The organism is Vibrio tasmaniensis, assembly GCF_024347635.1.
Taxonomy (GTDB): Bacteria; Pseudomonadota; Gammaproteobacteria; order Enterobacterales; family Vibrionaceae; genus Vibrio; species Vibrio tasmaniensis.
The window spans coordinates 839,585-852,820 of record NZ_AP025511.1 but is presented as its reverse complement, the minus strand read 5'-3'; the positions used below and the strand labels follow the sequence as shown (position 1 = coordinate 852,820).

General features: G+C 44.9%; 11 protein-coding genes. 6 read left to right on the top strand and 5 right to left on the bottom strand.

Annotation, left to right across the window (positions count from 1 at the left end; genetic code table 11):
- Positions 1 to 205: 205 nt before the first annotated feature.
- The gene (locus tag OCV44_RS18070) at positions 206 to 943 is read left to right on the top strand and encodes an NUDIX hydrolase (protein WP_139683521.1); all 738 of its coding nucleotides are present in this window, start codon (positions 206 to 208) and stop codon (positions 941 to 943) included.
- Between the two features lie 142 nt (positions 944 to 1,085).
- On the opposite strand, the gene exaC is transcribed toward OCV44_RS18070, so the two are convergent.
- Complete coding sequence (exaC, locus tag OCV44_RS18065) at positions 1,086 to 2,606, bottom strand: acetaldehyde dehydrogenase ExaC (protein ID WP_004732897.1); 1,521 nt, start codon at positions 2,604 to 2,606, stop codon at positions 1,086 to 1,088.
- 355 nt (positions 2,607 to 2,961) lie between these two features.
- Here exaC and OCV44_RS18060 point away from each other — a divergent pair, with 355 nt between their 5' ends.
- Both OCV44_RS18060 and OCV44_RS18055 read left to right on the top strand, forming a co-directional pair.
- Complete coding sequence (locus tag OCV44_RS18060; RefSeq protein ID WP_139683522.1) at positions 2,962 to 4,749, top strand: sigma-54-dependent Fis family transcriptional regulator; 1,788 nt, start codon at positions 2,962 to 2,964, stop codon at positions 4,747 to 4,749.
- A 407-nt stretch (positions 4,750 to 5,156) separates the two neighbouring features.
- Positions 5,157 to 7,343: a methyl-accepting chemotaxis protein gene (locus tag OCV44_RS18055; RefSeq protein ID WP_139683523.1), complete on the top strand. Its 2,187-nt coding sequence runs from the start codon at positions 5,157 to 5,159 to the stop codon at positions 7,341 to 7,343.
- A 137-nt stretch (positions 7,344 to 7,480) separates the two neighbouring features.
- Here OCV44_RS18055 and OCV44_RS18050 read toward each other — a convergent pair whose 3' ends face one another.
- A complete protein-coding gene (locus OCV44_RS18050) occupies positions 7,481 to 8,332 on the bottom strand; it encodes a LysR family transcriptional regulator (protein WP_139683524.1) in 852 nt (283 codons plus the stop codon).
- A 138-nt stretch (positions 8,333 to 8,470) separates the two neighbouring features.
- Between OCV44_RS18050 and OCV44_RS18045 the strand changes: the two genes are divergently transcribed.
- Positions 8,471 to 9,118, top strand: coding sequence for a glutathione S-transferase family protein (locus OCV44_RS18045; RefSeq protein ID WP_139683525.1), 648 nt, complete (start codon positions 8,471 to 8,473; stop codon positions 9,116 to 9,118).
- A 76-nt stretch (positions 9,119 to 9,194) separates the two neighbouring features.
- Here the strand turns inward: OCV44_RS18045 and OCV44_RS18040 are convergent, their stop codons facing one another.
- Entirely contained in the window at positions 9,195 to 9,428 is a 234-nt protein-coding gene (locus tag OCV44_RS18040) for a helix-turn-helix domain-containing protein (protein WP_009846209.1), read from the bottom strand.
- A 10-nt stretch (positions 9,429 to 9,438) separates the two neighbouring features.
- Entirely contained in the window at positions 9,439 to 10,002 is a 564-nt protein-coding gene (locus tag OCV44_RS18035; RefSeq protein WP_009846208.1) for a DUF2975 domain-containing protein, read from the bottom strand.
- 232 nt (positions 10,003 to 10,234) lie between these two features.
- Here OCV44_RS18035 and OCV44_RS18030 point away from each other — a divergent pair, with 232 nt between their 5' ends.
- Positions 10,235 to 11,677 carry an AGE family epimerase/isomerase gene (locus tag OCV44_RS18030; protein WP_139683526.1) on the top strand — a complete coding sequence of 481 codons (1,443 nt, stop codon included), beginning with the start codon at positions 10,235 to 10,237 and terminating at the stop codon, positions 11,675 to 11,677.
- 208 nt (positions 11,678 to 11,885) lie between these two features.
- Here OCV44_RS18030 and OCV44_RS18025 read toward each other — a convergent pair whose 3' ends face one another.
- On the bottom strand, positions 11,886 to 12,293 hold the full coding sequence (locus OCV44_RS18025; RefSeq protein WP_026012354.1) for a hypothetical protein: 408 nt from the start codon (positions 12,291 to 12,293) through the stop codon (positions 11,886 to 11,888).
- 241 nt (positions 12,294 to 12,534) lie between these two features.
- On the opposite strand from OCV44_RS18025, the gene OCV44_RS18020 reads away from it, so the two are divergent.
- Positions 12,535 to 13,236, top strand: a complete 702-nt coding sequence (locus OCV44_RS18020) for a flavin reductase family protein (RefSeq protein ID WP_139683527.1) — start codon at positions 12,535 to 12,537, stop codon at positions 13,234 to 13,236.

Below are 13,236 nucleotides of genomic sequence, written 5' to 3'. Positions count from 1 at the left end.
AATTTTTGTTTCAAGCCGCCTGCTTTCACGCTCCTCTTATCCTCTTATTCTCTTTTTTCCACTTTCACCCGCGACTGCCCTTTCTCTCAAGGTGATAAAAACAATCTAAATGTCGCAAGCCGCATAGGTGTTATAAGCCCTTAAGATGTTATAAGCTCAGGTTATGCTCGACTCCCTATAAATCAAAAATAATAAAGGATCACTCGTGGAATTTACGCTCGACAAATTTAACGGCATCATCATCGACCCAGCAACCTCCCCTCACGATGCTGACTCATTCAATGCCGAACTCAGCGAGATCACCGAATTTTCTAAGCAGAATAACAAAGGCATCATTTGGATTAGTTTACCTATTTCTCTCTCGCACCTTATTCCGGTGGCGACTGGGCTTGGCTTTGTATTTCACAACTGTTTGGAAGACGAAATTACACTGATCCACAAATCCGAGATTGTAGAGTTTGTGCCTTTCATCCCTACCCACACCTTGGGTGCTGGCGCGTTGATCACCAACGAACACAACCAAGTGCTGATGATTAAAGAGCACGGTATGACTGGCTACAAGTTACCTGGCGGCCATATTGAGTTGGGTGAAGGTATTGAGGAATCGGTTGTTCGGGAAACCTTGGAAGAAACCGGTATCGAGGCAACGTTCGTTTCTGTGGTTGGCATGGCGACAAGACACCCGTATCAATTCGGTAAATCGAATCTCTACTTTATTTGTCACCTTATCGCTCAAACTCAAGATATCGCGATTCAAGACACCGATGAAATTGCAGAGGCTAAATGGGTTGATGTTGAAGAGTACATTAACAACCCTGACAGTTACCCGTTTAACCGCCAATTAGTCGGTTCTCTGATAGGGAAACAAGGGTTAGAGCTTACTCAGCTAGAAGGTAATTCAGGCCCAACCCACAAGCCCGAAATCTTCTTTTCGCAAAGCTAGAGCGATTCAGATATAAAAACGCCCAACTCAATTGAATTGGGCGTTTTGGTTTCTAGCTTTTGTTTTCTTAATTAAGCCAACTGCGTTGTTAGTTATTCTTTGTACCCATGATTGATTCTCATACTTTTAGAACGAACCTGTATTAGAAGAAGCCTAACGGATTAGTATCGTAACTGATCAACAGGTTCTTAGTATTTTGGTAGTGATCGAGCATCATCTTGTGTGTCTCACGGCCAATGCCCGATTTCTTGTAACCACCGAAAGCCGCGTGTGCTGGGTAAGCATGATAGCAGTTCACCCAAATACGCCCCGCTTCGATGTTGCGACCCATGCGATACGCTAGGTTTGCATCACGCGTCCACACGCCAGCACCTAAGCCATACTCGGTGTCATTAGCGATCTCTAGCGCTTCAGCTTCGTCTTTAAACGTCGTCACCGCGATAACAGGACCAAAGATCTCCTCTTGGAATACACGCATCTTGTTGTGCCCTTCCAGCATGGTTGGCTGAATGTAGTAACCGTTGCCGAGATCATCTGGTTGCTGCGCGATTTCACCACCGGTTAGCACTTTCGCACCTTCTTGACGACCGATTTCTAGGTAGCTCAAGATCTTATCAAACTGCTCTTTTGACGCTTGTGCGCCAACCTGCGTATCGGTATCTAGCGGGTTACCTTGTTTAATAGTTTGAGCACGCTCGACCACCTTGGCGATGAACTTGTCGTATACCGATTCATGAATCAACACACGTGATGGACAAGTACACACTTCACCTTGGTTGAAGAACGCCAGCAACATACCTTCGACACACTTATCGAGGTATTCGTCTTCATGGTTAAAGATATCTGGGAAGTAGATATTTGGAGACTTACCGCCAAGCTCTACCGTTGACGGAATCAAGCTTTCAGCCGCACATTTCAGGATGTGGTGGCCGACTTCTGTCGAACCGGTAAAAGCTAGCTTCGCCAAACGATCGCTGGTTGCTAACGCTTGACCCGCTTCGCTACCAAAACCATTCACGATGTTGACCACGCCTGCTGGTAGAAGATCAGCGATCTTCTCCATCATCACCAAAATCGATGTCGGTGTTTGCTCGGCGGGCTTCATCACCACACAACAACCCGCCGCTAGCGCAGGTGCTAACTTCCAAGCCGCCATTAGAATCGGGAAGTTCCAAGGAATGATCTGCCCCACCACACCAATAGGTTCTGGGAAGTGGTAACTCGCGGTGTTTGAATCGAGCTCAGCTGCGCTGCCTTCTTGTGCTCGGATACAACCCGCAAAGTAACGAAAGTGATCAACAACCAAAGGGATATCTGCCGCCAGAGTTTCTCGTACAGGCTTGCCGTTTTCCCACGTCTCGGCGACTGCGATTTCTTCTAGGTTCGCTTCAATGCGGTCGGCAATTTTAAGCAGGATGTTCGAACGTTCTGTCACACTAGTCGCCGCCCAACTTGCACGAGCTGCGTGCGCCGCATCGAGTGCCAAGCTAATGTCCGCCTCTGTTGAGCGCGCGACTTGGCAATACACCTGACCATTCACTGGGGAAGTGTTATCAAAATACTCGCCGCTGACAGGCTTCACCCACTCGCCACCGATAAAGTTATCGTATTGCGCTTTAAAGTTAACCACTGCGTTATCACTACCCGGCTGTGCGTAAATCATAGTTAGATCCTTCTTTGATTTTTAGTCGTTGTTTATTCGTTATTGAGCTTATGTTGTCGAGCTAGCATGGCGGCTTCCCTTGAGAACAGATCTCGTGAGAAGAAAGCTCGTAAGAAAAGAGCCACCATGTTTATGCTTTCTGTTTAAAACACTGATACTTCGTGTTTTCTTCACAACAGTAACAACGCAAATCACACGCCAGAACTTCAAAACTTGTTGTTAATAAATTGTAAAACTATGATTACCAAACGTTTACAACCCAAAGTGAGTTGGCATTGAACGGACGTCTGGAAACCACACCAGTGTTCAACTGTTCCAAATTGGTACACCCTCACTGTTACGACATGGAACAGTCATGCACCTTCAACAAGCAAACACCTCAGATTGGCTTTCATCCTCTTGGCACCGCAGCACAGAAGCGGGTCTAAAACAGAGACGACTTCCCGAAGACATTCGCCTGCCACAATCGATTCTTAAACAGCGACGTCATCAATCGTCTGACTTGATTCATATTGTCGAACGTAATGCGCTGCCTTTGTTCAATCAGATGTTTTCTCGTACCGACAGTCGCTTAATTCTGACCGATATTGAGGGGGTGATTCTGGCGAGTTGGGGACAAGAAAGGTTTAAGGAGAAGCTGACATCAATTGCACTCAGCTCTGGAGCGTGTTGGCAGGAACAACTCAAAGGCACTAACGCGATAGGCACCGCCATTGTTGAAGCGAAACCCGTATCCATCATTGGCGAACAACACTTCATCCACCAGCATCGATTTATCAGTTGTTCAGCAAGCCCGGTGTTTGATCATCAAGGTCAAATGGTTGGCGTGTTAGATATTACTAGTGAGCAGCAGCAAGACGACAATTCCGTCCAATTGCTGGTTCAGAATATGGTTCAACTCGTTGAGAATCAGCTATTGAGTCACATCCCGCAAGGCACCACTCGTATTGACCTCGCGTGTGAGAAATCTTTATTACACAGTGGTTGGCAAGGAATTGTGATAGCCAATGAAGCTGGCGAAGTAGTAGCGCACAATCAGGTCGCCTCTCAACTGTTAGATCAAACCTCGATCGTCGGCGAATGCATCGAGACTCTCTTCAATCGAGACTCATTTGATGCACCCTTTGTATTTGAGAAACAGCACCTCAAACAACAAACCACCAAACGTACGCGCTCCATTTCAGCGTCGTGCGATTTGCACCATGGCGAACAACAAATTGAACACGCTTGGCAGCAAGCCAACAAGGTAATAGACAAAGGGATCAGCTTGTTGATCTTAGGGGAAACAGGCGTTGGCAAGGGTGAATTTGTTAAGGCGTTACACAAGCAAAGCCAGCGTAAATCGTCGCCATTAGTGGCGGTAAACTGTGGGGCACTACCGAAAGATCTTATCGAATCCGAACTGTTTGGCTACGCGCCGGGGGCGTTTACGGGCGCCAGCCACAAAGGATTCCAAGGTAAGATCCGCCAAGCAGATAAGGGGATTCTGTTTCTCGATGAAATTGCCGATATGCCTTTGGAGGCTCAGTGTCGATTACTGCATGTTCTGCAAGACAAATCTGTAGTGCCTGTGGGTTCGAACCAAAGCTACCAAGTCGATTGTCAGATCATCGCAGCCACACATAAAAACCTAGATCAGTTAGTTGCAACTGGAGAGTTTCGACAAGATCTCTTTTACCGCCTGAATGGCTTGGCCTTCATCTTACCAAGCTTGCAACACCGACAAGACAAGCACGCCTTAATCGAGCACATTCATCGTAAATACGCGGAAGCTGAGCAGTCAATTTGCCCGCATTTAATGAGCTTACTGTGCGCCTATTCATGGCCGGGTAATATCCGCGAATTAGACAACTTGCTTAAAGTTGCTGCTCTGCTAGCGAGTGATGAAACACAGCTCACACTCGAGCATGTACCGAGCCACCTTGCTCAACATCTCACGTTATTAGCGCAAGATAATCAGCATCAACTGACGAAACCTAATAGCACCACAGACACAACGAATACCAATTTAAGAAGTACCGTTGAGGAAACCTTGCTGCAAACGTATCAAGCCAATCAGGGCAACATCAGCAAGACATCGCGAATACTGGGTATCAGCCGCAACACCATTTATCGAAAACTAAAGAGCTTGGGGATTCTTTAATAATGAACATTAACAGTGGCTTGGTTACTCCGATTGAGCATGCAAAGTATAAATACGTACTTTTTAAGTGGGTACTCCGCACTTCGGACTAAATTAAAGTGTGACTGATATCATATAATGAGTAATATATATTCAGAACGCCCGCAAACTACAACCTCTTGATTTACCAGAAAATAAAAAACGGCATAAAGTTTAAAATATTAATAAATACAATTAGATAATAAAACAAATACAGCCACACACCTATCTTATAGCTCCCTTCTAAAAGATATAATCCGGAGCGCTACACGTTCCTATTTATATTTTTAATCACCCTATTCTTATTGTGTTCATTATTTCGAATTTTCCATTCACGTATCTTGTTTAAAATCTCTGAAAAACTACCACTATTTGGTTAGAGAGATTATATGTTTAACAGTATACGAACGCGAATTGCGGTGAGTGCGGGCGGAGCGATGGCTTTCACTCTGTTAATCGCCATGGGAATGACGACCAACGCATTTACCGATGTGAATAAACAAGTCACTGAAAAAGTAAAAACGCAGCTGACAGAGGCCACTGCTACGGATTTACAAAACACGGCACTTCAACAAGGTTTGAACATCGCTAACCAGCTTAACCCCGTATTAGCGAACCTTAAGCAAGTGCGCTCAATCATCGAATTAAGTTCAGAAACCGACGCAAGTGCAGAGCTTATCGTGAAACAGTTTACTGCGGCACTGGAAGCACAAAACAAAGCGGTATTTGCGGGTTACATGGTTTGGGAAGATAAGACATGGTCACAACAGTCCGTCTTGAATAACGAGCTCAACGTGAACAGCGAAAATGGCTCAGATACGTCGCTGATTTCAGATAACCAACAAGACTCGAATATCGAATCTGGCTCAAACACTGAGTTAGGTTTTAACAGTCAGGGCTACCTTGCGCCTTTCTTCTCTCCCAATGACCAGAACAGCTTTGATGCTGTCGCAATGGAAAGCTTTAGCAATACCGATCTCAACAGCAACGGTGAGCGCAAAGATGACTGGCACTTAATGCCATATCAAACGGGTAAAACGTTTGTGATGGAACCGTATTTTTATTCAGTGCGCGGCAAACAAGAACTCATTACCACCATCAGCCAACCAATCAAACATGACGGAAAAATCATCGGCTCGCTAGGCTTTGATTTATCCCTACATGAACTCCAAAGCCAAAGTGCGTTACTTGCGCGTAACTTGTTTGATGGTCAAGGAAAAATCCTAATCACTTCATGGAAAGGCATTACATTGGCCAACAGCCGAGCTGGAAATATGGTGGGTAAAAAAGTCTCTTCTGAATTGGAATCTGAATGGTCAAAGATTCAGTCTATCGCTAACAGAGAAGGCGCCGGTCTTGTGACTTTCGGCGGCGATGAGTACGCGATTACCGCAATTGATACCAGTGATGCGCCATGGGTAGTCATGGTGTCTGTTCCTAGTAGTCACCTAGCCAAAAGCGTAAATGACTACACCGAGTGGAGTGATGCTCAGAATTCAAAAGCACTTGAAAAAGGTGTGTGGGCGGGAATCATCGCCGCTCTTCTAGGCATTGCCTCAATGGCATTCATTGCTAACTCTTTGGGCAAGGTTTTGAACAATTTAGTGGAACGCTTTAAAGATGCAGCACAGGGTGAAGGTGACTTAACTTATCGCATTGAAGTGAAAGGTAAGGATGAAACCGCTCAGCTTGCACACTGGTTCAATACCTTCCTATCTCGCATACAAGAGATGCTACTTACCGTGATGGTAACGGCTGACCAAGTGGATAAAAACGCGACAGAAGGCCAAGCTCGTGCTGAAGTTTCACGTGACCAGCTGAATTCTCAAGTTAACGAAGTGAACTCACTTGCCACTGCTATCAATGAAATGAGTGCAACAGCGCAAGAAGTGGCAAACTCAGCGGTTCAAGCAGCTGCAGCAGCAAGCCAAGTGCAGAGCAACAGTCTCAATGGTATGACGCGCATGGACAATGCCGCCAGTGCTGTAGACAGCTTAGCTGTGCAGGTTAACGATGCGCAGCAACAAACGCAGAACTTAGTCGATTCGAGCACCGCTATTCAGGGTATCTTGAGCGAGATTGGTGGTATTGCAGAGCAAACTAACTTACTTGCACTGAATGCAGCGATTGAGGCAGCTCGTGCAGGTGAGGCTGGTCGAGGCTTTGCAGTGGTTGCTGATGAGGTTCGTAACCTAGCGAATCGTACTCAAGGCTCGACTGAAGAGATTCGCTCTATGTTGGCTCGCTTAGAACAAGAGACTCAATCTATTGTGGTACTGATGGAGCAAAGCCAGAATCAAGCGAACAACACAAAAAGTGAAACCGAAGCTGCACATCAAGCCTTGTCTGAAATCAACCAAGCGATTGAAGTGATTAATGACATGAACAATCAGATCGCTTCCGCGGCTGAAGAGCAAAGCTCTGTGTCAGAAGAAATTAACCGCAATGTAGTGATCATCAATGACACAGCAGTGGAAGTGATGGACACCATGACATCATCAGTAGCAATCAGTAATGAGCTGACAGTGAAAGCCGGAGATTTACACGGTGAACTGAGTAAGTTCAAGCTTTCTTAATTACCAACAACGTCTAACAATAACTAGGCCGAGAAACACTATGTTTTAGGAGAAACGCAACGTTCTCCGCGAAACAGCATGTTCTCGGCCTATCTATTTTAGCTCCGCACTCAACATTACCCTCACCGAGAAAAAATCTAATTGGAGTCCAACTCCACAAGTTGATTGAGCACTTCTTTGTCTAACACTGGGTGATGTTTGCTCGCTAAAATCAGCACAATATCCACCGAAGGCAGTGGTGGCATATCTTCCAGAATGTTCAGATCAGAAGTCACACTCAGCTTACCCATCGCGCCAATCGCTAAACCTGCTTTAACAATGGCACGTTGCGCCGAAGCGGTATTACTGCACGCCAACAACTGATAAGGCGTACCCTGTTTAGTTAGGCCATTCACTGCCGCTGCGTGATACTTACAATCGGTCTGAAACAAGGCTAGTGGGACGGGTTTAGAATCATCGAACACATAGTCTGGGCTGCTTATCCATACTCCCACATCACTGGTAAGCCAATAGCCCTCTTCACTGTCAGGCGATCGGGTGACAATTGCAGCATCAAGCCTGCCATCATCCAACCACTCTCTGAGCGTAATGCTTGGCAGGCTGAATACTTGAATAGAACAGGTGGGTTCTGCTTTCTGCAACAGGCGAATCACTTTTGGCAGAATAGTGTCATTGTAGTCTTCAGGGCAACCGAGTCTTAAAGGTTGTTTGTCTTCGTAACGCTTTACTTGCTTGAGGGCGGTATTGTGGAGGGCGACCAACTGCTCCGCATGAGAACGCAGCGCTAAGCCAGCCTCTGTCAGCACGAGATTACGGCCTTCTTTCTGGAAAAGGGTCACGTTGAGTTCTTCTTCCAGTTTGCGCATCTGCGCACTGAATGCCGATTGGGTGCGATTGATCTGTTTCGCTGCACGAGTAAAGCTACTGGTTTCTACAAACGCGAGAAAGCCTCGCAAAGCATCAATATCCATATTGAAATCACCACCCATCGTTTTTATTAATGTATTGCATCAAAATTATCCGTTAGTGCGCCGCAATACAATCCCCTAAGCTCAAATGAATTCCCCTAAGGCTCAATACCTTACCCTAAGTCTCAAAGCATCCACACTAAACGCAAGGAAGCAACTATGCAGCTTTATATTGGAAACCAGAACTACTCAACTTGGTCATTGCGCGCATGGCTAATATTCGACAACTACAACCTCAATGCGGAAGTCATCAAGCTCAAGCTATTCACTTCTGATTTTTACGACACACTAGCTTCAGTGACACCAACAGCCAAAGTTCCAACCCTGGTTGACGGTGACGTTGCGGTGTGGGATTCACTGGCGATTCTCGAATACGTTAACGAAGTCTACTTGGACGGCGCAGCATGGCCTAAATCCGTGAAAGAACGCGCCCATGCCCGAGCGATTTCGGCAGAGATGCACTCTGGATTTTTTGCCGTAAGAAATGAAATGCCGATGAACTGCCGAGCTCAACGAAAGCTTGCTTTGAGTGAAGAAGCATTGAAAGACATCGCCCGTATTGATGCCATATGGTCGACGCAAATGGAGCAATATCCAGAAGGTTGGTTGTTTGGTGAATGGTCGATTGCCGATGCGATGTTTGCACCCCTTGCATTGCGCGTAGAAACCTATGGTATCAAACTTTCAGAGAAGGCATCACAGTATCAGCAACGTGTGCTCAACAGCCCATCAGTACAAAAATGGTTGGCAGAAGCGAGCTTAGAAACCGATGTGGTTGAAGAGGACGAGGCGGGAGAGCCGGTATAAATAGATTAAAAAGAGTCTCGATGCGATATCGAGACTCGTTCATTATTAGATGATTTGAAAGCGATTTCCTTACTGGCTATTCTGCCGCAACGCCGTCTTTATGATCATTCGGTTCAAATTCTAAAATATCACCAGGTTGGCACTCTAAAACTTCACACAGCTTGTCGAGCGTCGATAGCCTTACGGCTTTGGCTTTATCATTTTTTAATACGGACAAGTTGGCTTCTGTTATCCCAACTTCTTTTGCCAATGTCTTTAATCGCATTTTCCGTTTGGCCATCATAATGTCTAAATTAATGCGGATAGTCATGACAAGTCCTTTAAATGGTTTGGCTGTGTTCGTCAGCCAGAATATAACCTTCTTTCATCACCCACGAGATGATCAAAATAATTATACCTAATATCAGTGTTAAAAAGTCCATACCAACAAAACTAATCTCAAAGATACGGTCACCTGGTGGATTATTGAACGACAGTATCACTGACATCAATGAACCATAGATAACTGAACCTAATACCCAATAAAACAAGCTATATCCGAGTTTCTGATAGGACATTGCGTTTTCTAAAGAGAAGATTTCACCTCGCTCATAGTTACGGAATAGGCGTATCAGAACCGTTAATGCATACATAAGAATGCTCGACATCGCCAAACTGGTGAACATTGCGATGATTCTTGTTGTCGTAGTAAGTGGAGAGACTGTGAGTGGAGAGGTTATAAAGTAATCCATCTCGATGGAAAACTGAATAATGCCCATCTCACTAAGAAAGTCATAGGGTGTTTGAACTGTTAGCCAGAAGTAACACACCATGATCGGAGTGAGTGCAAGAAAGGACTGAAGTAGCATTCGCACACGGCGACTTTGTTTTTGAATCTTAGACATACTTATATTCCTGTTGAGTTGATGGAAGAATATTAAGATCAAAACAAACGATGATCAACAATAAATTATCGACAAACGATAATTTATTGTTTATTTGCAATATTAAAATGAGTAAAGCCCACATAATCCTTCATCTACACCACAATAATTTGGTCGATTGTGATCGCCTAATCACAATGTGCAGATGTGATTGTTTATATTCAACTAAATTCAAATAGTTAAGATAAACGTTATGTTACGAGCAACCATCGCATTACTCAGTGTCACTAGCTTGACCGTATCTGCCAATGTCACCCTTCCCTCTGGAGAAGACTGGATCAATCATGCTTCTGAAGGGCTCGCACCTTACTGGCTTATGCCGAGCGCACAGGGAGAACCGATAGGCAATTTCCCTACTTTCCGCTGCGATGATGGTACCTTGCTCGATGTATCTGCTGTGTGTCCTGAATTGAACAGAGGCTGGATCACTCCCCACTTTGGCAAGGAGTTTACGCGTATGAAATCACGCCAAACTTATGCCTATGGCGTGCTCTATCACCTTACTGGAGAGAAACAAGCTTTAGCACTTGCCAAGCAAGGTGCCTACTACCTCATTGATCAACTAGAAGATAAGAAAAATGGTGGCTTTATTGGCTACACAAAAGAGGGAAAAGCGGGTCAAGATTGGCAGCAACGTACCTCTCAAGATCAAGCGTATGCGCTGGTTGGACTCGCGATGTACTACTACCTGACCCAAGACAAAAAGGTAGAAGAAGCACTCATCGCCCAACAAGCTTTTATCTTTGATAAATATCGACTTAGCGACAACAGCGGTCTTGCTTGGGTACTCGCCGACGGTGAAGATGGCAGTGCAAAACGACGTGAACTGGTCGCGCAACTTGATCAAATAAACGGCTACCTGTTGTTAGTCGCTCCTCTGCTCAAAGAGCCCGTCAAAGCCAAATGGCTTGATGACTTAAACTGGCTCACGCAAGCCATGATTGATCACTACCACTCTGAAGATGAACAACGCTTCTACGGTGCAATTCACGACAAAGCGGCAATGATGCCGAATGCCAATCACAATGATTTTGGGCACACCATTAAAGCGTATTGGATGACCTATCTAACTGGTCATGCATTAAAAAATTCCGATTGGTCTGAGTTTAGTTTAGACGGTATGAAACACACTTTGGCTCAGGCGCAATATCAAAAAGATTTTGCCAATGTATCTAACTATTTTGGCGAACGACTTCAGAAGGTGTGGCAAGGGCAAGATATCACGGGCTGGCAAAGCAGACCGTACAGCCAATGGGCGTCATCATGGGAATGGGCTGAGCTTGATCAAGCTGCGATGACGGTATCGCTTATCGATGGTTCAATGAAAGACGTACTACAATACACCCTGCCCACCTTTCATGATGTATGGGTAGATCATAAATACGGTGGCGTTGGGCTTGAGCCTAAGCGTACTAAAGCTTTCCATTGGGGCAATGGCTACCACCAATTTGAACATGCGCTGATTGGCTATTTATATGCTCGACAAGAGGAAGGTAAACCCGCTGTACTTCACTACGCAAGGCCAACCAACAGCAAGATGCCAATGGAACCTTATTACTATCAAGGAGATGTACTTAAATTAGAGAATCAGAGCGATGGAACGCAAAAGGTCAGTTTCAACAACATTCGACCTTAATACCTGATATTCACTCATCGGTATTTTTAGAGGTGGTTAACGACTAAGACGGAGCTGATGAGTGGCTAGCTGTTAGCAAAGCCTGAAAAGAAGATCTTCAGGCTTTTGAAATACCGTTGAGCAACATTTATTGGTAGGATTTTAAATGAATACATAAGCAAGTGAATCTTGTCGGATCTTCAGTTAAACCATATACGGCATCACGAAATCACTTCTTATTATTTTGCTCAACCAACTTTTCATTCCACGCTTCGTTGCCGTCTCGCTTACTGACATCATATTCAGAGCAGAACTGCGATATGGTCATGTTGTTATCGCCAGTTGCTAACTTTAATGCCAATTGAACTTGTTGAAGTTTGCTTTGCAGACGAAGGTTTTGACCTGCCTTTGGGCTTTTTTCTTTAGCAAACTTTAAAGCAGCATGTTTACGTTCGGCAGCTCCCGCTCGGCGATCCGCTTCTGATAATAGATATTTTAGCTGCGCGACACTCTTGCCTTTCTTAAAGGCAGGCTCAAGCAACTCAACGCATTCATCAAATGATGGATTTATAACATATGGATCAATTCTATGCGCTTGTTGGCGCATCCACTCTAGCGCGAGCTTTTCATCTGACATAATTACATCTTTACCAAAGAAATAGCCGTACATGGTATCGCTCAATAGCAAACCGCTGCAACAACAAATTAAGCTACAGTGTCACATTTAATTTCAAGGAAATTGCAATTTTCTAAAAGAATCCTCCTTTCACTACCACTTATTCAAACTGGATGATCGGAATAAAGCGATGCTGCGTAGATATGTTTTAGTTTGGTTAGTGAACAAGTCGTCGAAAACAAAAATGAGAAGAAGAGAAGATATGAAGGCAATGACCCTTTCAAGACAAGATATCAACGCAATGGACCAGCGTGAGCGCGCTCGCTTAATTAACTCCTTATCAGGGTTTAAAAGCGCAAACCTTATTGGCACTTGCGACAAACAAGGGCTAGAGAACCTTTCAGTGGTGAGCTCTGTGATTCATTTGGGGTCAAATCCACCTTTGCTTGGCTTCATCGTCCGACCTGCAGAAAGTCGCCGTCATACACTAGAAAATATCCTAGAAACTCAGCACTTCACCATCAACAGCATTGGTGCTGGGTTTGTTCGAAAAGCGCATCAAACTTCCGCTCGCTATCCCAAATCAATCTCAGAATTTAACGCGGTCGGACTCACGCCCTATTACGATGATGTGTTCCCTGCTCCGTTTGTCTTGGAAAGCCCTCTGAAAATAGGCTTAGCCTTCAAAGAGCAGATAACAATTGAAAGTAACCAAACTCAAATGTTAATTGGTGAAGTTGTTACGATTCACGCGCCAAAGCGTGCTGTGATGCCGGACGGCTACCTAGATTTAGAAGCGTTAGATTTAGTCACAATTTCAGGGCTAGACAGTTATCATGTCACGCAGAGGTTACATCGTTTAAGCTATGCCAAGCCAAATAAGTCGCTGTTTCCACTGACCCATGAAGGTAACCCAACCTCATGGGAGGCTTTCGAACACAATCTCACTCATTTTGTTCGGTAA